General features: G+C 41.8%; 22 protein-coding genes. 13 read left to right on the forward strand and 9 right to left on the reverse strand.

The window, feature by feature from the left end; translation table 11 throughout:
* Positions 1–3: 3 nt before the first annotated feature.
* Positions 4–642, reverse strand: coding sequence for a YktB family protein (locus NYE53_RS07975; RefSeq protein WP_014479697.1), 639 nt, complete (start codon positions 640–642; stop codon positions 4–6).
* A 239-nt stretch (positions 643–881) separates the two neighbouring features.
* Between NYE53_RS07975 and NYE53_RS07980 the strand changes: the two genes are divergently transcribed.
* From NYE53_RS07980 to NYE53_RS07990, 3 genes are all read left to right on the forward strand, one after another.
* Positions 882–1,070 carry a hypothetical protein gene (locus NYE53_RS07980; protein ID WP_009967148.1) on the forward strand — a complete coding sequence of 63 codons (189 nt, stop codon included), beginning with the start codon at positions 882–884 and terminating at the stop codon, positions 1,068–1,070.
* Positions 1,071–1,209: 139 nt separating this feature from the next.
* The gene (gene suhB, locus NYE53_RS07985) at positions 1,210–2,007 is read left to right on the forward strand and encodes an inositol-1-monophosphatase (protein ID WP_339248082.1); all 798 of its coding nucleotides are present in this window, start codon (positions 1,210–1,212) and stop codon (positions 2,005–2,007) included.
* A 25-nt stretch (positions 2,008–2,032) separates the two neighbouring features.
* The gene (locus tag NYE53_RS07990) at positions 2,033–2,461 is read left to right on the forward strand and encodes a GNAT family N-acetyltransferase (RefSeq protein ID WP_128738609.1); all 429 of its coding nucleotides are present in this window, start codon (positions 2,033–2,035) and stop codon (positions 2,459–2,461) included.
* Positions 2,462–2,538: 77 nt separating this feature from the next.
* On the opposite strand, the gene NYE53_RS07995 is transcribed toward NYE53_RS07990, so the two are convergent.
* From NYE53_RS07995 to nprE, 3 genes are all read right to left on the reverse strand, one after another.
* Positions 2,539–3,453, reverse strand: coding sequence for a class I SAM-dependent methyltransferase (locus NYE53_RS07995; RefSeq protein WP_339248085.1), 915 nt, complete (start codon positions 3,451–3,453; stop codon positions 2,539–2,541).
* 369 nt (positions 3,454–3,822) lie between these two features.
* Positions 3,823–5,012 (reverse strand): IS3 family transposase gene (locus NYE53_RS08000; protein ID WP_339245518.1). Its coding sequence is split into 2 segments (ribosomal slippage): positions 3,823–4,712 and positions 4,712–5,012, totalling 1,191 coding nucleotides; the frame shifts between segments, so codons are not numbered across the junction.
* Positions 5,013–5,116: 104 nt separating this feature from the next.
* Positions 5,117–6,682, reverse strand: coding sequence for a neutral metalloprotease NprE (nprE, locus tag NYE53_RS08005; protein WP_339248087.1), 1,566 nt, complete (start codon positions 6,680–6,682; stop codon positions 5,117–5,119).
* Between the two features lie 284 nt (positions 6,683–6,966).
* Between nprE and NYE53_RS08010 the strand changes: the two genes are divergently transcribed.
* From NYE53_RS08010 to sigQ, 4 genes are read left to right on the forward strand one after another with little or no spacing between them, the layout of a single operon-like run.
* Positions 6,967–8,907, forward strand: coding sequence for a hypothetical protein (locus NYE53_RS08010; protein WP_339248090.1), 1,941 nt, complete (start codon positions 6,967–6,969; stop codon positions 8,905–8,907).
* Positions 8,897–9,166, forward strand: coding sequence for a hypothetical protein (locus NYE53_RS08015; protein ID WP_003232287.1), 270 nt, complete (start codon positions 8,897–8,899; stop codon positions 9,164–9,166). Before NYE53_RS08010 ends, NYE53_RS08015 begins: the two co-directional genes overlap by 11 nt.
* The gene (gene ylaC / locus NYE53_RS08020) at positions 9,166–9,687 is read left to right on the forward strand and encodes an RNA polymerase sigma factor YlaC (protein WP_015252163.1); all 522 of its coding nucleotides are present in this window, start codon (positions 9,166–9,168) and stop codon (positions 9,685–9,687) included. Before NYE53_RS08015 ends, ylaC begins: the two co-directional genes overlap by 1 nt.
* A complete protein-coding gene (gene sigQ / locus NYE53_RS08025) occupies positions 9,684–9,980 on the forward strand; it encodes an anti-SigP sigma factor SigQ (protein ID WP_015252162.1) in 297 nt (98 codons plus the stop codon). Before ylaC ends, sigQ begins: the two co-directional genes overlap by 4 nt.
* A 39-nt stretch (positions 9,981–10,019) precedes the next feature.
* On the opposite strand, the gene NYE53_RS08030 is transcribed toward sigQ, so the two are convergent.
* Both NYE53_RS08030 and NYE53_RS08035 read right to left on the reverse strand, forming a co-directional pair.
* On the reverse strand, positions 10,020–10,631 hold the full coding sequence (locus tag NYE53_RS08030) for a hypothetical protein (protein WP_015252161.1): 612 nt from the start codon (positions 10,629–10,631) through the stop codon (positions 10,020–10,022).
* Between the two features lie 271 nt (positions 10,632–10,902).
* A complete protein-coding gene (locus NYE53_RS08035; RefSeq protein WP_003245500.1) occupies positions 10,903–11,091 on the reverse strand; it encodes a YlaF family protein in 189 nt (62 codons plus the stop codon).
* Between the two features lie 112 nt (positions 11,092–11,203).
* Between NYE53_RS08035 and typA the strand changes: the two genes are divergently transcribed.
* Together typA and NYE53_RS08045 are read left to right on the forward strand one after the other, a co-directional pair.
* Complete coding sequence (gene typA / locus NYE53_RS08040) at positions 11,204–13,042, forward strand: translational GTPase TypA (protein ID WP_251187076.1); 1,839 nt, start codon at positions 11,204–11,206, stop codon at positions 13,040–13,042.
* Positions 13,043–13,098: 56 nt separating this feature from the next.
* Entirely contained in the window at positions 13,099–13,416 is a 318-nt protein-coding gene (locus NYE53_RS08045; RefSeq protein ID WP_003232274.1) for a YlaH-like family protein, read from the forward strand.
* Between the two features lie 55 nt (positions 13,417–13,471).
* Here NYE53_RS08045 and NYE53_RS08050 read toward each other — a convergent pair whose 3' ends face one another.
* Positions 13,472–13,681 carry a YlaI family protein gene (locus NYE53_RS08050; RefSeq protein ID WP_003232271.1) on the reverse strand — a complete coding sequence of 70 codons (210 nt, stop codon included), beginning with the start codon at positions 13,679–13,681 and terminating at the stop codon, positions 13,472–13,474.
* 82 nt (positions 13,682–13,763) lie between these two features.
* The gene (locus NYE53_RS08055) at positions 13,764–14,393 is read right to left on the reverse strand and encodes a YhcN/YlaJ family sporulation lipoprotein (protein WP_003232269.1); all 630 of its coding nucleotides are present in this window, start codon (positions 14,391–14,393) and stop codon (positions 13,764–13,766) included.
* 154 nt (positions 14,394–14,547) lie between these two features.
* Here NYE53_RS08055 and NYE53_RS08060 point away from each other — a divergent pair, with 154 nt between their 5' ends.
* Positions 14,548–15,876, forward strand: a complete 1,329-nt coding sequence (locus tag NYE53_RS08060) for a PhoH family protein (RefSeq protein ID WP_003245272.1) — start codon at positions 14,548–14,550, stop codon at positions 15,874–15,876.
* A 3-nt stretch (positions 15,877–15,879) separates the two neighbouring features.
* On the opposite strand, the gene NYE53_RS08065 is transcribed toward NYE53_RS08060, so the two are convergent.
* The gene (locus tag NYE53_RS08065) at positions 15,880–16,365 is read right to left on the reverse strand and encodes a hypothetical protein (protein WP_015383578.1); all 486 of its coding nucleotides are present in this window, start codon (positions 16,363–16,365) and stop codon (positions 15,880–15,882) included.
* 102 nt (positions 16,366–16,467) lie between these two features.
* On the opposite strand from NYE53_RS08065, the gene glsA reads away from it, so the two are divergent.
* The 3 genes from glsA to ftsW all read left to right on the forward strand — a co-directional run bounded on the left by glsA (position 16,468) and on the right by ftsW (position 19,193).
* Positions 16,468–17,397, forward strand: a complete 930-nt coding sequence (glsA, locus tag NYE53_RS08070) for a glutaminase A (protein ID WP_003232263.1) — start codon at positions 16,468–16,470, stop codon at positions 17,395–17,397.
* Between the two features lie 97 nt (positions 17,398–17,494).
* Positions 17,495–17,776, forward strand: coding sequence for a YlaN family protein (locus NYE53_RS08075; RefSeq protein WP_003245286.1), 282 nt, complete (start codon positions 17,495–17,497; stop codon positions 17,774–17,776).
* A gap of 205 nt (positions 17,777–17,981) precedes the next feature.
* Positions 17,982–19,193, forward strand: a complete 1,212-nt coding sequence (gene ftsW, locus NYE53_RS08080; RefSeq protein ID WP_251187077.1) for a cell division protein FtsW — start codon at positions 17,982–17,984, stop codon at positions 19,191–19,193.
* The last annotated feature ends 23 nt before the right edge of the window (positions 19,194–19,216 follow it).

A 19,216-nucleotide genomic window follows, 5' to 3' on the forward strand; every position in this document is an offset into this window, starting at 1 on the left:
TTTTTATGCTTGTGATACTTTTTGGGTGAGACGGTACAGAAAAGCAAGCTGCTTAAAGGCATCGTCGATACGCTGAAGGAATTCCTGGTTATTCATATTCAGCACTTCTTCTTTTTGGAGCTGGATGCCGCATAACAGCTCAGCTTTCTTTACAGTCTGCAAACGCTCAAACAGTGTCTTCAGCTGTTCCTTGTCCATTTCAGACTGTTTATGTACTCCCGGTTTTGTGTGATCTGCAGACCAAACGAAGCTGTCAGGGATATTTTTCGTAATGGTTTCTTGGTTCATTTCAAGCAATTTGCCGTATTCTTCTTTGATAGGGGATTCATAAATAATCGCAAACCACACAAAGACGTGGCTTTCCCATAAACCAATTTGGAAATGCGGCAGTTTTTTATAGCCTCTTTTGCTGTTTGCGAACGCCACCCAGCTGTCAGCAGGGGGATTGACGGATCTTCTTGCATGCTTTGCCACATGCGGAAACATTTCATCTCCGGTTAAAGCTGATAAAGTTGGGGCAAAATGTTCGCCTAGAGCTGTAAGCTTCGGACGGACCGTCTCTTTTAATACTTCCATGCGCGCGTCTAAGCCTTCTATTGTAAACGTGTTAAAGTCCTCTTCAGTGAAACGCATTTGTGTCATGATTTTCCTCCTTCATGCTAAGTATACATATTTTATCACAGTTCATACGAGCTTCAAAAAGATTGAGTGCGTTTGAAGTAAGGGGAAATGTGGTAATAAACGAATAGGTAAACACACAATTTTCAGAATCATGTTGCGCGTAAATAGAACAATCATACGATATAAGAAGTAATCATTGTTGAATGGCAAAATGGGATGCTTTTTTACAAACAAATGATCTCTGGAAGGGGCGAAAGACAATGAGGCAAGTTGTAAAAGAGGGATTTAAGGAAGAGAAAAACAATCGTGTTGCTGTCTGGAGACTAGAGGTTGATTATGAATTGGCAACCCTATATGAAGCAATGCAGAAAGAAAATGAAGAGCAGATTGAACAAAGCAAAAACAAACTTGAGCGACTTAGAAAAGAATGGATTCGTCTTAACGGGTAAAAAAGCGATAGTGAAAACGAACCGCATGAATGGTTCGTTTTTACGTGAGAAGGGATATTTTTCATTTTCCTTGCTTTTTCATTGCCGTTATCAGTATCCTATAAAATAAAAGGTCTACATAGAAGAGAGGTACGAACGAATGACAAATTGGACGGAAATTGATGAGATTGCAAAGAAATGGATAAGAGAAGCAGGCGCGAGAATTAAACAATCCATGCATGAAAGCCTGACAATTGAAACGAAATCAAATCCGAATGATTTAGTCACCAATATTGACAAAGAAACCGAAAAGTTTTTCATTGATCGAATTCAAGAAACATTTCCGGGACATCGGATACTCGGTGAAGAGGGGCAAGGAGACAAAATCCACTCACTTGAGGGAGTCGTATGGATTATTGATCCGATTGATGGGACGATGAATTTTGTGCACCAGCAAAGAAATTTTGCGATTTCCATTGGGGTTTTTGAAAACGGTGAAGGGAAAATCGGTTTAATTTATGATGTGGTGCACGATGAGCTGTATCACGCATTTAGCGGCAGAGGGGCTTATATGAATGAAACGAAGCTGGCTCCTTTAAAAGAAACCGTCATTGAAGAAGCGATTCTTGCCATTAATGCAACATGGGTAACGGAAAACAGAAGAATTGATCAAAGTGTGTTAGCGCCACTTGTGAAAAGAGTCAGAGGCACACGTTCCTACGGTTCTGCCGCTTTAGAGCTGGCAAATGTCGCGGCAGGAAGAATAGATGCTTACATCACGATGCGGCTTGCGCCATGGGACTACGCAGCTGGCTGTGTGCTGTTAAATGAAGTAGGAGGCATCTATACGACCATTGAAGGAGAGCCGTTTACCTTTTTAGAAAACCACAGTGTGCTAGCCGGAAACCCATTTATACATAAAACGATATTTGAACAGTATCTTCATGCTGGTAAGTAGGCCATTTGAACAGGATGATCTCAGCTTGTTAGAAAAGCTCGCGGAGGCTCATCCTGTATGGAAAGAGGAGGAGTTTGGAGATAAAGATGCAGAAGACTATATCATCTCCTATTCCATGTACAACGGGTCATGGCTTGTATGGGAAAAAGACGGTCTGCCTGTTGCCGTCAGCTACCATCTCGAGTGGTCTCCTTCAAACGGTAAGCCGTGGCTCGGAACGGTCCTGATTGACCCGGCTGAAGAAAAAAAGGGACATGCGAAGATGATCATTGAACAGATCAGCAAATTGCTTAGAGCCAAACACAAAGCGATGTTTGCGGGAGTTCCCATTGAGCGCAGTGAATGGATACTGTTTTTAAGCCAATGCGGCTTTGAACAGCTGAAAACGGAAAAAGATGAGAAAGGCAAATCATTTATGATCTTGGTGAAGCCTTTAGCAGAAGCTGCCGTATGATAACGGCAGCTTATTTGCTGCATGCGGGTTCAATAAAAAGCCTCTCAAACATTGAGAGGCTTCTGATGATTTGAAAATTATTTTTTTACCGCATGAATATAATGAATCGTTTCAAACGCTGACAAATTGTCTTTTCGATTACTAAAGTAAAGGTCATTGATGTCGTCTGGTGATAGATGTTCATAGATCAGTAAACCAGATGACTCTAACAGATGTTCAATCTCTTGATAAGTGAAACATGATTTCATCGGTTCCCCGCTTGCGGCAGCCATCTTCACCATATGTTCAACTCGATTCGACGTCCCTTTTGCTGTAAAAAGTGTTTCGTCCGCATAATCAAAAACAATAGAGCTTCCAGGCGGGACATGAGAAAATAAATTGCTTATCAAGCTTGCATTTTCTTCCTGTGTTACATAATAAGACACTCCGAGAAGGCTGAAGAATGTTTTTGTGTTCTTAAATCCTTCATCTAAAAGAGGATCATATGAAAACGTTTTGGTGAAATCCATAGGAACAAAATGAAGATGACCCGGAATTGTCAGATTTGCATCCTTCAGCTTATTTTTTTTGAATTGCTGTGTAGCCGGATGGTCAACCTCGAAAACCTGTAAGCTGTTTTCTAATTCTGGATGCCGAAAGCAGAAAGTATCCAGCCCCGCTCCAAGAATGACATACTGTTTTGCTCCCAGCATTAATTCGTTGTGCAAGACTTTTTCACAATAAGAAGCACGTGCTAGGGGCGTGGGAGACAGCTGGATTTGTGCAACCCATTTTAATATTTTTTCAGGATCATTTTGAAGACGTTCGGCGATCTCTTTGTTGAAAAACGATATTCCTTGAATCATATTTTTACTGATGTCGATAAACTCTTTTTCGTTAATGAGATCTTTTGCGATAAAATCATCAAAAATAAGAGGTGTGTCATATCGGCTGTGATATGCACGGGCAAAAGCTGAAATTAGAGACGTTAAGCTGGACTCATTTTTCCTCATGAAATGATCCTCCACAAAAAATAAGATTCCCCTGGCCAGGAGAATCTTATTATACATACAAATATATTAATAGTAAATTTTAGCATAAATAAATTTTTTTGTCAATGTTTTTGCTCTTAACTGGACGTGCGATCCTTCACATAGCCACGTGACCTGTAGCAGAATTCGTCTATCAATTATGTGGACTGAATCATTAGCTTTTATAAAATGCGCACTTGCGGCTGCATCCCTCTTTTTGCAAATCAGAAGCGGTTGCTGTCTCATGACAGCATCTTTTCGTTGTTTCTGCTGAAGAGAGAAATCAAGATATGTAACAAAAAAGCCTGAGGGATTGGTCTTACCCCTGTCAAGTAGACAGCCATAAAAAGCCTAAGCAACCAGTGTGTTACGGTATTCTACCGGAGCACACTGGTTTAATTTTTTCTGGAATCGTTCGTGATTATAGAACTGGATGTAATCTTTAATGCTTTTGTGGAGCTCTTTTTCAGTTTGGCATGAAGAAAAGTATGTATTCTCTGTTTTGAGGTGCGAGAAAAATGATTCGATACAGGCGTTATCCAGGCAGTTTCCCTTACGGGAATGGCTGCCCTTCAAACCAACGGTTTCAAGTCGCTTTTGATATGCTTTTGTTGTGTATTGGAATCCTTGATCAGAGTGGAGAATGGCCCCTTGGACATCCCGTTGAGTTGTTAAACTTTCCACTGTTTTCATCACCAGTTCAAGATCATTTCGCTTTGACAGTTTCCATGCGACAACCTCATTGTTGTAAAGATCTTGTACTGCAGAAAGATAATAGAATCGTTGTCCGCAAGCAATATAGGTAATATCGGTTACATATAACTGATTAGGCTGATTGGTTTGAAATTCTCGGTTAAGCCGGTTTGGCAGGACAACCGATGCCTTTCTTCCAAAATAACGACGCTTTTTTCGAATAATCGAGTGGATGTTCATCTCTCTCATCAATCTGTAAACACGCTTATGGTTGACGCAGAAACCTTCTTTCTTTAAAGCGACAGTAATCCGAGGATAGCCATAGAAAGGGCGTGAATGATGAATCGCCATGATGTGCTCTTTTATGATCTGATCTCTCTGTTGCCTTGCCATTCGAAACCTTTGAGCCTTGCGCCATTTATAGTACCCTGACCGTGACACTTTGGCGATACATACCAGCCACGTAATCGGATAACGGTCCTTCAATTCGTGAACAGCTTCAAATCGTGCTGCCTTCAAAATCCGTCCTCCCCATGCAGATTTGGATAGCGCTTTTTTAGGTATTCGACCTGTGCCTTTAAATAATCTCGTTCTTCCTCAACACTTTTAAACGTTGTTTTAGGGCGTCCAATAAAAGGATTGTCTGACTTTGTATCTTTTCCCCTTTGATCATCAAAAGACTTGCCTTCCCGATATGTTTTCACCCAATTTTTGAGCTGGGTTGAACTTCGAAGCCCTAATTCTTCAGCTAACGTGTTATAGCTTTTGTTTCCTTCCTCGTACATTTTGACAGCTTTCATCTTAAATTCTTTCGTATAGTTTTGAAAGTGTTGCCCTTTTCTCGCCATAAAAAATCCCCTCCACGTATAGTGTAACAGCCACTTTTGAAAAGCGGGCTTTTTACACTGTCTACTTAGAGGGGATAATATCAGATCTCAGGCTTTTCCTAATATTACAATCCAACAGCATTCCAGGCTGCTTCAACTTTAGCCGCATCAGTTGAGCCGTAGAGGTCACGGGCAGACTGAATGAGAGCTGCCTTGGCATCTTTGAACGTGGAAGAAGGCGTGAGGTACGTTGTTAACGCACGGTAATAGATTTGCTGTGATTTAGATACACCAAGTTTTGTGATGGTGTTGTAAGCGGCTTTGTTTGGAATTCCGCTGTTTGTGTGTACACCGCCATAATCGCCTTCATCTGTGTTTGGAAGGTTTCTGTAATTGGCGTAATTGTCAGGCTGGTTGTATTTTGTAGGGTTGGACAGGCTGCGAAGAGCAGGCTGGCTGACCGTAATGTCTTCACCGATGTCCCAGTCTTCTGTATCGTTAAAATACCCGAATATGTCAGAGAAAGACTCGTTTAATGCACCTGGCTGATTTTCATAAATCAAGTTGGCTGTTTCTTGGGTGACGCCATGTGTCATTTCATGCGCTGTCACATCTAATGAGCCGGAAAGCGGAGAGAAGAATGAACCGTCGCCATCACCGTAAATCATCTGGTCTCCTGTCCATGCAGCGTTATTGTATTGAGTGCCGTAGTGAACGGAAGAAACGATTTTACTGCCTCTGTTATCATAGCTGTTTCGTTTAAAGTTTGAATAAAAATAATCGTACACTTTACCGAGGTTATAGTGTGCGTCAACGGCTGCCCGCTGTGATGAAGATGTAAATGTTTTCGTTGTGCTTGAGACAAGCGTGCCCGGAAGGCGGCTTTGTCTGTTTTGCAAATCATATGTGATGATTTGGGTGCCTGTTGGTTTTGAAAGATCTCTTAGAACATATTTTCCGCCTTCATAAGAGATGTTCAAAGGAACAGTTGCGCCCTTTAGAGTTGTTCCGCTTCCAGTGGCGGCGGCATGTTCTACTTTATTTTGCTGTTTTAAAATGCTGCCTGTTTCAGCGTCAACTAAGACTTCCCAGTTTGCAGGTTCAGGCTCGACATAGCGAATCGTCACGTCGTAAGCAAGACGATAGCTGCCGTCTTTTGTTTCTATCGCTTTCAATTCGGCTTTATTGCTGTTTTTGGCCGCTCCGGTAGAAACAGCGTCTGGTGATTTGCCGATAGCTTTGAAAGCGAGTGCCAGCGCTTTTTCAGAAGAGACTTTTTGGCTGTTATCTGTTTTTGCAGCAGATTGATTGTGTAATTCACCATTGACCGCATAGACATTATCGGATTTATCGACGTGAACGATCACTTGCGAATCTTTAATTGGCACTCCGTTAACGACAGGCGCATATCGAAAGTGCTTGTATCCAAGGGCATCAGTCGTGCTTTCAACAAGCTTCAGCCTTTTGGAAGGGTCACCTTTAAAAATGTTGCTGTTCTTTTTCAAAAACTGCTTGACAGCCTTGTCATTTGGTGCAGAGAGTTCTGATTGCGCAATCGCGTTTTTGGAGAGGAAATTTGTTTGATTCTCTTTAAGCTGATGACCTTCAGCAGCCTGAACACCAGGAAGGCTGATTGATAAACTCATAAACGAAGCAGCGACAGCAACAGACAATTTCTTACCTAAACCCACAATAAATCCCCCTTTTTGAAAATACTGAAAACTTTATATTGTTATATTAAACTAGCATTCTGGAATACTCAACAAAAACTAACATAACTAGACAAAATTGATAGTATTGTCCTGTGTTTGTTTTTGTTGAATAATATCAAGATGAGTCAAGTGTCATGTGATGGTTCACTCAAGAGTTATGTTTTTTACATATCAAGGGGAAGATGAGATATTTTTGTTTCATTTTGAAACTTTTTGAAAAGTCCGCTGTCTAACCGAATGAGGCCTTAATAAGAAGTAAAGGATTGTTGTTCGTGTTGGAGTTATTCAGTCATTATGTATTGCATTTCGAACGTTATTTTATATTAAGCAGACAAAGCACCCTGCTGATTCAATGGTCAATTGTTGTTCTGGCGGGCTTATATCTTTTGGTGCATCATCCCAAAATAAACCGGCAGCGCACAATGTTCATGGCGGGTGTTATATTGCGGATTGTGCTGCTGGCGGGAGTGTCTGTTGAACTTATTCACCAGGTGCAATCAACAAACTTCACCAGCGCTTACTTAAGAGAGGACGGAAAAGAACTGCTGCCGCTGCTGCATTTTTTGTTATACGGATATGTGCTGCTGACGGCTTTTCACTATATGCTGATGCCGCGTGATCATGGCGGAAAGGGTAAGTTTTATACGTTCGACCTTGCCGTTGTCAGTTTGCCAATCGTACAAATGATATTCAGTTTCTTTACGTATTGGAAGGAAAATCCGGATGGAGTCGAGCCAATTGCATTCGTGTTTCTGTTTTTCATTATTACTCTTCCTATTGTGTTGAATGTTGTGTTTTTTAAGCTGTATTGGAGAACAAATAAGATTTTACTAGGCTTATTTTATACGCTGATTATCGGAATGCTTGTCTTGCTGCTTGCGCCATATCCCAATCAAATCTCAAAAGATTATGGTGCAGTAATGCCATATACGATTTATTTGGCAATGGCGGGATTTTTGATGAGCTATCATCTGTTCCAAAAGTCAGGCAAGTTTTTTATGCGTGTGAATAAGTGGGTGACGATGGCTGTCCTGGTGTTTTTTGTCCTGCTGTTAAATCCGATATATAACATAGGAACGGCTGCTTTCACTGTATCAAAGCCAGCAAATGTCCATGATTCATTCAATTTTGTCGGGGAGCACATTTCATCAGAAAAAGCGGAACAGATACTAAAGTCATTTTTTCCTACGGATGAAACACTTTATTTGCACGATACAAACATGGATGTGCATTATTTCTACTCATTTGAAAGCAAGAGTTATAAAGCTGAGGTAGATGAAGTATCGCAGCTGATTCGTAATTATGAATACCTACAAAAAGCACATGGGAAAAAGCTAACGAATCAGGAGTACAAGCGAAAGTCCATCGCTTTCCTTGAGCGACACGGACGTGTGTTACATAAGGATCATATCGAAACAAAGGTATCTCAAGAAGACGGCCAGACAGTCGTACGTATTTACCTGAAAAATCAACTTCATAAAAAAGATCCTGCTGATGATGGCACGGTATTTTATTGGGAAAAGGAAACCTTAATGGGGTTTAGTGAAGATCCATCGATTTACCAGCTTGACTCTCTTCTGCATGTTCATATAACGGAACAAGACATTCAAGACAAAGTGGAACAAATGTTTAGAGCACTGAACATCTCAAAACAGCCTTATCAGATCACTGATATTGAAAGCAATAGCCTGCTCGGAAGCATGGTGAGAGTTGAAACAAAAGGTGGAATTGTTTTGGAATTTGAGGGCGAATCCGGTTGTTTACATAGTCTTTCGCTTCCGATGAAAAAGAATATTTCAATGGCTAACAGCCGGATGCAGCATCAGATATTATCGATCTTCGATGCTCGTGGATCAGAAAAGAAGAAAAAAAGCAGTCAGGGTGACATGGTGATGTATACTGATTCTTCTAAAACATATGAGTTTTTTGAAGATCAAGGTCAGCTAAACGTTTATGTATACAGCGATACACCTGATCAGTCATTCCCTTATACGTATCGTAATGGAACATTGGCTTACGAAAAGGTAGCTTCTCTATATCAGGATGTTATTTACAAAAAGCGTATGCGTCCGATTATCGTTCAAAGAGGGGATGAACGGCATTATGCATGGCTGATCATTATTCAGCCGTTTGGTTCAAATCGCCATGATGCCTATGTAGTGGATGGAGAAACACAAGAGGTGAAAAGTCTTTATGAATCATAAAGAAAAAGAGTCTGTTTTTGTAGACTTATACGACCTGTATAAAGAAGGAGAGCTAGAGGATGAATCAATGGAATGGATGAAACAGCATGAATCCCTATTTCAAAAGAATGCGGAAGACTTAAAGAGTAAAACTTGTTTAAAGAGAAGTCCCGGTGCTGAAGAAGAAAGCCAAATCAGATATATGAAAGTATACCTGTCTTCCATGTATATCTGTTTCATTTTATTGGCCATTTGGATGACGGTGTGGTTTTACTTTTAATGAAGCATAGGGATTCCATTGAGGACTTGTATCGGCAGTATTATCAAGAAATTTTAAATTATTTATTCAGAAGGACTCATCATCTTGAAACAGCCAAGGACTTAGCGCAGGACACGTTTGTAAAAGCTCTTAACGGTCTGGCTTCGTTTAGGGGGCATTCTTCCATCAGAACATGGCTCTACACCATTGCGCATCATACCTTTATCAATTGGTACCGAAGGGATGTCAAATACCAATTTACTGAAATCAGCAAAAATGAAGGGTTAACGCAAACAACTTATGAGCAGCCTGAACAGTATCTGTCACGAACGGTGAAAAGCGAAACACTGCGGCAGGAGCTCCTGAAGTTAAAAGATCAGCATCAATCCGTTTTGATTTTAAGAGAATTCCAAGAGCTTTCTTATGAAGAAATCGCTGAGATATTGGGATGGAGTCTTTCTAAGGTGAAAACCACATTGCACCGGGCTAGATTAGAACTTAAGAAACACATGACGAAAAGTAGAGAGGAGGAGCGGATATGACCTGCTTTCTAGTAAGAGACCTGCTTCCTCTGTATCTTGAAGGTGATTGTAAAAGAGAAACGGAACACGTTATAGAAGAGCATTTAAAAATGTGCAGCAGCTGCAAAGACATGTATGACACGATGGCTGAGCCATTTGAATTGGAAAGCGAGCAGGCCGTTGTTGAGGAGGCTTTTCTGCCGGAAGAAGAACTGCGTTTTAAACAGAGGTACTATGGATTACTGATCATGAAAGCTGCCTGCTGGTTTGGAGCGGCGGTTGCCATGATGCTGATCATCAAACTGCTGATATAAAAAAAGCGCTTGTCCGATTCCGGCAAGCGCTTTTTTACATTAAGCCTGGGGATGAATCATATCGTAAATAGCGGCAAGCTGTTCTTGTGACAGGGCACTGAAGAGTTTTTCATAAACGTCAGCTTGCAGTGGCGTTGCACCTGCTTGTAGCGCTGCGTCTTTATCATAGCTGTACACATCATCTTGTAGCACAATGGCTGCTTGAAGAATGTGAATCTTGAGAGAAACAGCGGAGAAAAATTGTTCAAGTGCAAGTGCTTCTTTTTCTGTGAAGCCAAGTTCAACTGCTTTTTCTGTATCAAATTTGTAATTTCCATCCTCGAGATACACACATTGTGAAACAATGCTGAAAAATTCTGATGTCGATTCCCAGAGTGTAGCAATTACCTGAGCCTCTTCTTTTGTCATTCCTAACTCGACAGCTTTGTCGCTGTCAAAATAATATACACCGTCTTGTTCGTATATACATTGATTTAATATATCAATGAATGTATTGAGATCTTCGTTAGTGCTCGCCTGATGCTGGAGTTGAACAGCAGTGTTATCAACCGGTGTTTTTGCGCTGGCTGCATCAGGACCGAACGTTAATAGAGCAGCTGAGGTCATTGCGGCAGTCGTTAACATAGCTTTTTTTACAAATGTTTTCTTCATGTTTCTTCTCTCCCTTTTATGAATTGTGCTACAAATTCCATTATAGGGAGTAGTTTCCGGTGGAGGAATAGGCGCTATGGTATTTTATGTGTATCGTTGCCGAACTACTTTTTGAAGGCTGCACGTGTGATCGTTAGAACGATTGTCTATGTATGAAGGCTGTTTTGCATCTTCCTGACTAAGAAACAGGGGAGATAAGGCTTAAGAAATGAAAAACACCGCCTTCTTTGCGGTGTTTTTTGATTACAATGTCGCCGGCGGGGCAATGCTTTTAATCAAGCAAGCCTTGTTCGCGCATTTTCTTTTTTAATGTAAATCCGCCGCCCATGACAGCGCAAACAAGTACAATGCTGGCGATAATGCCTGCAGGGCTTTTTTCAGCGATAAAGACGCCGATCAGCATAATGCTGAAAACCGCTGCAAATGCAAATAATAGTAAAAGCCAATTCATTTTTTTCATAAATTCCATCCCCTTTTACGTCTTATATTAAGTTTACAGAAAAACGTGACGCTTTTAAAGAGAATGTGTGATATAATATGAAAGTTATCTAATTTTTTTAGGAGATGAAAAAGTGAAACTTCGAAATGATCTTCGCAACATCGCGATTATTGCCCACGTTGACCATGGGAAAACGACTCTAGTCGATCAGCTTTTACATCAGGCTGGTACGTTCCGTGCCAACGAACAGGTTGCTGAACGCGCAATGGACTCTAATGATCTTGAACGCGAACGCGGCATTACAATATTGGCGAAAAATACTGCGATTAACTATAAAGATACACGTATCAATATTTTGGACACCCCTGGACACGCAGACTTTGGGGGAGAAGTAGAACGGATTATGAAAATGGTTGACGGCGTAGTGCTTGTCGTTGACGCATATGAAGGCTGTATGCCTCAAACTCGTTTTGTTCTGAAAAAAGCTCTTGAGCAAAACCTGAACCCTGTTGTTGTTGTAAACAAAATTGACCGTGACTTTGCTCGTCCAGAGGAAGTTATCGATGAAGTTCTGGATCTGTTCATTGAGCTTGATGCCAATGAAGAGCAGCTCGAGTTCCCAGTGGTATATGCTTCCGCGATTAATGGAACAGCGAGTCTTGATCCGAAACAACAGGATGAAAACATGGAAGCTTTATATGAAACCATTATTAAGCATGTTCCGGCACCTGTTGATAATGCAGAGGAGCCGCTTCAATTCCAAGTTGCCCTTCTTGACTACAACGACTATGTAGGCCGTATCGGAATCGGACGCGTATTCCGCGGCACAATGAAAGTCGGACAGCAGGTTTCTCTTATGAAGCTTGACGGAACGGCAAAGTCATTCCGTGTTACAAAGATTTTTGGTTTCCAAGGCTTAAAGCGTGTGGAAATTGAAGAAGCAAAAGCGGGAGACCTCGTTGCGGTTTCCGGGATGGAAGATATCAACGTTGGTGAAACAGTATGTCCTGTAGACCATCAAGATCCGCTTCCGGTGCTTCGCATTGATGAGCCGACACTTCAAATGACATTTGTCGTGAATAACAGTCCGTTTGCAGGCCGTGAAGGCAAATATGTAACGGCCCGCAAAATCGAAGAGCGTCTTCAATCACAGCTTCAGACGGATGTGAGCTTGCGTGTTGAGCCAACAGTTTCTCCTGATGCTTGGGTTGTTTCAGGACGCGGTGAGCTGCACTTGTCAATTTTAATTGAAAATATGCGTCGTGAGGGCTATGAGCTTCAAGTGTCAAAACCTGAAGTTATTATCAAAGAAATCGACGGCGTACGCTGTGAGCCTGTTGAACGTGTGCAAATTGATGTTCCTGAAGAGCATACTGGCTCTGTCATGGAATCAATGGGTGCCCGCAAAGGCGAAATGGTTGATATGATCAACAACGGAAACGGCCAAGTCCGTCTCATCTTTACAGTTCCTTCCCGCGGATTGATCGGTTACTCTACAGAATTCCTATCATTAACACGCGGATTCGGTATTTTGAACCATACGTTTGACAGCTACCAGCCGATGCAGGCGGGCCAAGTCGGCGGACGCCGTCAAGGTGTACTTGTGTCAATGGAAAACGGAAAAGCAACATCATACGGTATTCAAGGAATTGAAGACCGCGGTGTCATCTTCGTTGAGCCGGGTACTGAAGTATACGAAGGAATGATCGTTGGAGAGCATAACCGTGACAATGACCTTGTTGTTAACGTCAGCAAAATGAAACAGCAAACAAACGTCCGTTCTGCGACAAAGGATCAGACAACTACAATTAAAAAAGCGCGCATCATGTCTCTTGAGGAGTCTCTAGAGTACTTAAACGAAGATGAATATTGTGAAGTAACACCTGAATCCATCCGTTTAAGAAAGAAGATCCTCAATAAGAACGAACGTGAAAAAGCAGCTAAAAAGAAAAAAACAGCAGGATTGTCTTAATCTCGTGCAGAATTTGAAAAGATAGAACCCGTACGTTTACAGGGGAGGGAATCTTTTTGAATGACGTAAGCGAACGTCTGTCGTTCTTCGCCGCTCTATATCAAGTAGACCGGCAGCCTGCGGCAGGCATGTGGCTGCTGTACGGCACGATTTTTGTGTTGGCCGTTATTGTATTTAAGCTTGGATTTGCTAAACGGCTTCCTGTATTAAAATCTGCAGTGGTGTATGTATTTTTGGCTTTGGGCTGCACTGTTTTGACTTTTTTAGGGGTGTTTTTGCCCGTGGCAGAAGGATTGGTCGTCGCTGCGCTGATTTTAATCATTTACAAAATCCGGCTGTATCAGTCGAAAAAAGGACAGTCTGCAAAATCATAAAAGACTCAGCTGAAAGCTGAGTCTTTTATGTGTTCTGTATGGTTAAGCGGCCGCTTTATTTTTTGACTTTTTCTTTTTTCTGCTGTCCCGGGTGAAAAGTAAATTTTCCCGTTTTCAGCCGTTCCTCTGTTTTTTTGGCAATCCGATCGTGGCATTCCTGGCACATATATGTATGGATCGGGCGGTTTCGAAGCCGTTTCGCGATCAGGGTATCATCATCAATTGTTTCAATTTTATCGCAAATAGAACATTTGACCCTCATCATATCACCTCTTTCACTAACATGTATTATAGCACGGATCAGAAGCTGTCCAAAATAAGAAAAAGCTAAAGCGCAAGGCTATAGCTTAGTCATTGTTGTTCTTTTTCATATGATGATCAGATTGATCGTTTTGCTCCTTCTCCATTTCCTGCTGCTGTTTTCTATTTAATTGGTCATTTTGCTGCTTTGTTTGCGGTTCGTCTTCATTGTCAATCACGTCGTTAGGCACTTCGGGAAGCACTCGGCCGACAATTGCAGCTAATTCATCCAGTATGCCTGTTACCGGATGGCCCTCGCTGATTTCTCTGCTCATTTCACGAAGGCGGCTGACCGTATCGGGATCAGCAATGACCACTGCGTTAGCGCCATATCGATCATTCTTTAGCGCCTGAGCTACAGAATATTTAATGGTTTCCACTTTGCTTCTGTCCAAAGTATCATCGACATCAATCCCAACAACAGCATAACCCCCCAGCACAACGGCTGTTGCATCCTTGACGTCGGGGTTTTTTTCAGCAACGCTGACAAGATGCTTGGCAATATCCGTTCTTGTTCCATTGTCTTTTGTTTCTTGAGTTGTGTCCTTTACGTGAATCGGTTTAGTCTCCTGCTGTCTTGTTGATTCTTTTTCAACATTCTGGCCCTGTTTTCCTTGTTGATAGGCACAAGCGGACAGGATAAGTGTCAGCTGTATGATAATGAAAAGAATTCGCACTTGCGGGTTCCCTCCTTGAAATGCTTTCATTAATTTTATTGTTGAATTAACCTTCTATCTTTATGCACAAAAACATATATTTTAGCAGGCATTCACCTTTTTCATCAAAAGAGAAGCAGGAAGAACTTTGACCCTTATATCAGGAGGCTGAGACTTGAGTAAAATTTATGTGTTAGATACGAATGTGTTATTACAGGATCCTAACGCGATATTTTCTTTTGAAGAAAATGAGGTTGTCATCCCTGCTGTCGTTTTAGAAGAGGTTGATTCAAAAAAACGGTATATGGACGAAGTTGGGAGGAATGCAAGGCACGTATCTAAGCTAATTGATGCGCTAAGACAAAAGGGCAGGCTGCATGAGCATGTACCGCTTGACACCGGGGGCACACTGAGAATTGAACTGAATCATCGTTCGTTTCACCAGCTGCAAGAGATCTTTATTGAAAAGACGAACGATAATCGCATATTAGCCGTAGCGAAAAACTTAAGCCTCGAGGAAGAAACCAAGGAAAATGGCAGGCCGGTTATCCTCGTCAGTAAGGATGTACTGGTCAGGGTTAAAGCCGACGCAATCGGACTGCTTGCTGAAGATTTCTTGAATGACCGGGTTGTGGACAATGATGAAATGTACAGCGGCTATAAAGATTTATATATCAGCCAGCAGCTGTTCAGCTCTTTTTACGGGAAAAATCAAATTTCAGTAAACGATGTGAAACAGCATGCGTTTTATCCGAATCAGTTTGCTTTAATGAAGGATGAGCTAGGAGGATCCTCTTCGGCAGTCGGAATTGCAGACAAAACCGGAACGGTATTAAAAAGACTCGTATTTGATGATGAACATATATGGGGAATCAGGCCGAAAAATGTACAGCAGACAATGGCATTAGAGCTTTTGCTGCGGGAAGATATTCCGCTTGTCACCCTGATCGGAAAAGCGGGAACCGGCAAGACGCTCTTAGCTTTGGCAGCGGGGCTATTACAGACAGAAGACTTGGGAATATATAAAAAGCTGGTCGTCGCAAGGCCGATTGTTCCTGTTGGCAAGGACATCGGGTATTTGCCAGGCGAAAAAGAGGAAAAGCTAAAGCCTTGGATGCAGCCGATTTTTGACAACTTAGAGTTTCTGTTTAATGCGAAAAAACCTGGGGAGCTTGATGCTATTTTGGCGGGAATTGGCTCAATTCAGGTAGAGGCGCTGACTTATATCAGAGGGAGAAGTATTCCAGATCAATTTATTATCATTGATGAAGCGCAAAATTTGACCAGGCATGAGGTGAAAACTTTGCTGACGAGAGTCGGTGAAGGCAGTAAAATTGTCTTAATGGGTGACCCTGAACAAATTGATCACCCATATTTAGACAGTCTGAACAATGGTTTGGCCTATGTGGTTGAGCGGTTTAAAGGACAACCCATCTCAGGCAGCGTGAAACTGTTAAAAGGTGAGAGATCAGGTCTCGCCCAGCTCGCAGCTGATTTGCTGTAACGTTTAAATGATTTCGATCTCTTTTACATCGGTAATCGGCTGTTTGTGATGAATTGGATCTTCAAAGTAAATATGCACGGGGCCGCCTTCTTGAATCGGCTTGCCTGCCTCACTGAAATGGACAATACTGTTCAGAGCGGTTTCCAGAGAAACGGCGGCCTTTCCCGAACTTGTGACAAATACACATTGCGTCGCAGAGCTGTTCGGCTCAGCATTCTTCAGGACAGTCCCAAGTCTCATTGCGAAACTGCCGTTCATCAGTTTTTGCTTCTCATATTGTTTTTCCGTCTTTAATGTAGGCGGCGCAATTCGCCCCTCTCTGATGACGCGTTCCGGATCAAGGTCGGATTCATCCCCGGCTGATTGTAAATATGTGTCTTGACTGTCCCCTTTGCGGTCAAACGAAAATTTGCGATCATCAAAAATCCATACGCTTGGATCAATGGTAATTGGATATGTAACATTGCCTTTTACTTGGATAACGCTCATGATATGACCCCCTTCTCTCAAAATTATAAAAGTTTTCGCATGAATTGTCACTTTGTGTACAAATTATGTGTATTGAAATGCTGAGGGAACGAGGGTGTTTGCATGGTATGCCGGCATAATGATGAGCTTGAAGCCTTAGTGAAAAAGGCGAAAAAAGTAACGGACAAGGGGGAGGTAGCCAGCTATATTCCCGCCTTGGCAAAAGCTGATAAACACGACCTGTCAGTGGCGATTTATTATTCCAATAATGTTTGTCTGTCAGCAGGTGACGTAGAAAAAACATTTACGCTTCAAAGTATATCGAAAGTCCTTTCCCTTGCTTTGGTGTTAATGGAATACGGCAAAGATAAGGTCTTCAGTTATGTTGGACAGGAGCCGACCGGTGATCCGTTTAATTCAATTATCAAGCTCGAAACAGTGAATCCGAGCAAGCCGTTAAACCCTATGATTAATGCCGGGGCATTGGTAGTGACAAGTCTGATAAGAGGAAGAACGGTGAAAGAGAGACTTGATTATTTGCTTTCTTTTATCAGAAGGCTGACAAACAACCAAGAGATTACATACTGCCGGGAAGTGGCTGAATCTGAATACAGCACTTCAATGATTAATCGGGCGATGTGTTATTATATGAAGCAGTACGGCATTTTTGAAGATGATGTAGAAGCAGTAATGGATTTATATACGAAGCAATGCGCGATTGAGATGAACAGCTTGGATTTAGCGAAAATCGGATCTGTATTTGCATTGAACGGCAGACATCCAGAGACTGGGGAGCAAGTCATCTCAAAAGATGTCGCTAGAATTTGCAAAACGTTTATGGTGACGTGCGGAATGTACAATGCAAGCGGGGAATTCGCAATTAAGGTCGGAATTCCTGCGAAAAGCGGCGTATCCGGCGGGATTATGGGCATTTCGCCTTACGATTTCGGGATCGGCATATTCGGCCCCGCATTAGACGAAAAAGGGAACAGCATTGCAGGTGTAAAGCTTTTGGAAATAATGTCTGAGATGTACAGGCTGAGTATTTTTTAATTTATGTCATATGCTTAAATCCTCTTGCATTTTCTGTTGATACCCTTTATGATAAATAGAAGAATTAGGTACTCGCCTGGGGAACGGAGGGATACTTTTGGCTTCAGAGATGATAGTTGACCATCGGCAAAAAGCTTTTGAACTCTTAAAAGTGGACGCTGAGAAGATTTTGAAGCTGATCCGAGTACAAATGGATAACTTAACGATGCCTCAATGTCCTCTATATGAAGAGGTTTTAGATACTCAAATGTTCGGGCTTTCGAGGGAAATCGATTTTGCTGTCCGCCTGGGATTGGTTGATGAAAAAGACGGTAAAGACCTTTTATACACATTGGAACGCGAATTGTCTGCTTTACATGACGCGTTTACAGCTAAATAAATGATAAAACTCAAACTTATTAACAGTTTGGGTTTTTTTATAACCGCTATTTTTCTCTCATCTCATAAAAGACGGTCTTTTTTTACACATTCCTTCCGAATCGTATAGAGATTCTTCGTCTCGTTTGATAAATTGTAGTAAAATAAAAAAGATAAATACATAAAAACCATAGATAATGGAAGTTAGAAGCAGGGAAGAGGATGTTATGTTAAAAAAAATGCTAAAATCTTATGATTACTCACTGATATTCGCAATCGTTTTATTATGCGGATTCGGTTTAGTGATGGTATACAGCTCAAGCATGATTACGGCTGTCTCCCGGTATGGAGTAAGCAGTAATTTTTTCTTCATGCGGCAGCTGTTTGCTTTAATTGCGGGTGGCGCTCTATTTATTCTCATGGCGTTGTTTCCTTATAAAGCACTGGCCCATCAAAGGTTTCAGAAGGGGATACTGCTTGTATCTGTTCTTGCGCTTATCTCACTGTTTGTATTCGGGCATGTTGCCGGAAACGCGCAAAGCTGGTTTAAAATCGGCGGAATGAGTATTCAGCCGGGGGAGTTTGTGAAACTGGTCGTGATTTTATACCTCGCAGCCGTATATGCCAAAAAACAAAGCTATATTGACCATCTATTAACGGGTGTAGCTCCTCCCGTAGTCATGACGCTTGTGATTTGCGGGTTAATTGCCATGCAGCCTGATTTCGGTACAGCCATGATTATAGGGTTAATTGCGACGTGCATGATCTTGTGCTCCGGATTCAGCGGAAAGACGCTGGTGAGGCTGCTTTTGCTCGGCGGAATTGTTTTAATTTTAGTCAGCCCGATTCTCTATTTTAATCAGGATCAAATTTTAACTAAAGGCCGTTTGGCGCGTTTTGAGAGTCTTGAAGACCCATTTAAGTATGCAAATTCATCAGGTTTGCAAGTGATCAATTCTTATTATGCGATCAGCTCAGGCGGCATTTTCGGCCTGGGGCTCGGTGAAAGTATCCAAAAATACGGATATCTGCCTGAATCACACACTGACTTTATTATGGCTGTCATTGCTGAAGAGCTCGGCATTTTTGGGGTTTTGTTTGTGATTTTCCTATTGGGTTTTGTCGTCATTAAAGGTTTTTATATAGCCAGAAAGTGCGAGGACCCGTTTGGAAGTCTTCTGGCGATCGGCATTTCAAGTATGATTGCCATCCAGTCGTTTATTAACCTTGGCGGTGTCAGCGGATTAATTCCGATTACAGGGGTTACGCTGCCATTTATCAGTTACGGGGGCTCTTCTTTGGTGCTGCTGCTGGGGAGTATGGGGATATTAGCGAATATCAGCATGTTTGTGAAATATTCAGAGAATAAGAAAAAGAAAGAGCCCTTGGCGCCGAAGGGAATGAAAAAGAAACAGCTCAAAAAAACTGTTTATCAGTAAAAAACAAGTGTGTACAGGGGAAG

The organism is Bacillus sp. FSL R5-0523 (genome assembly GCF_037975295.1).
Lineage (GTDB): Bacteria > Bacillota > Bacilli > Bacillales > Bacillaceae > Bacillus > Bacillus subtilis.

Coding starts and splice junctions, on each gene's coding strand:
- NYE53_RS07980 (WP_009967148.1), top strand. CDS start 882: ATGAGGCAAGTTGTAAAAGAGGGATTTAAGGAAGAGAAAAACAATCGT.
- NYE53_RS08065 (WP_015383578.1), bottom strand. CDS start 16,365: ATGAGCGTTATCCAAGTAAAAGGCAATGTTACATATCCAATTACCATT.
- sigQ (WP_015252162.1), top strand. CDS start 9,684: ATGACCTGCTTTCTAGTAAGAGACCTGCTTCCTCTGTATCTTGAAGGT.
- glsA (WP_003232263.1), top strand. CDS start 16,468: ATGGTATGCCGGCATAATGATGAGCTTGAAGCCTTAGTGAAAAAGGCG.
- NYE53_RS07975 (WP_014479697.1), bottom strand. CDS start 642: ATGACACAAATGCGTTTCACTGAAGAGGACTTTAACACGTTTACAATA.
- ylaC (WP_015252163.1), top strand. CDS start 9,166: ATGAAGCATAGGGATTCCATTGAGGACTTGTATCGGCAGTATTATCAA.
- NYE53_RS08035 (WP_003245500.1), bottom strand. CDS start 11,091: ATGAAAAAAATGAATTGGCTTTTACTATTATTTGCATTTGCAGCGGTT.
- ftsW (WP_251187077.1), top strand. CDS start 17,982: ATGTTAAAAAAAATGCTAAAATCTTATGATTACTCACTGATATTCGCA.
- suhB (WP_339248082.1), top strand. CDS start 1,210: ATGACAAATTGGACGGAAATTGATGAGATTGCAAAGAAATGGATAAGA.
- NYE53_RS07995 (WP_339248085.1), bottom strand. CDS start 3,453: ATGAGGAAAAATGAGTCCAGCTTAACGTCTCTAATTTCAGCTTTTGCC.
- NYE53_RS08015 (WP_003232287.1), top strand. CDS start 8,897: ATGAATCATAAAGAAAAAGAGTCTGTTTTTGTAGACTTATACGACCTG.
- NYE53_RS08030 (WP_015252161.1), bottom strand. CDS start 10,631: ATGAAGAAAACATTTGTAAAAAAAGCTATGTTAACGACTGCCGCAATG.
- NYE53_RS08050 (WP_003232271.1), bottom strand. CDS start 13,681: ATGATGAGGGTCAAATGTTCTATTTGCGATAAAATTGAAACAATTGAT.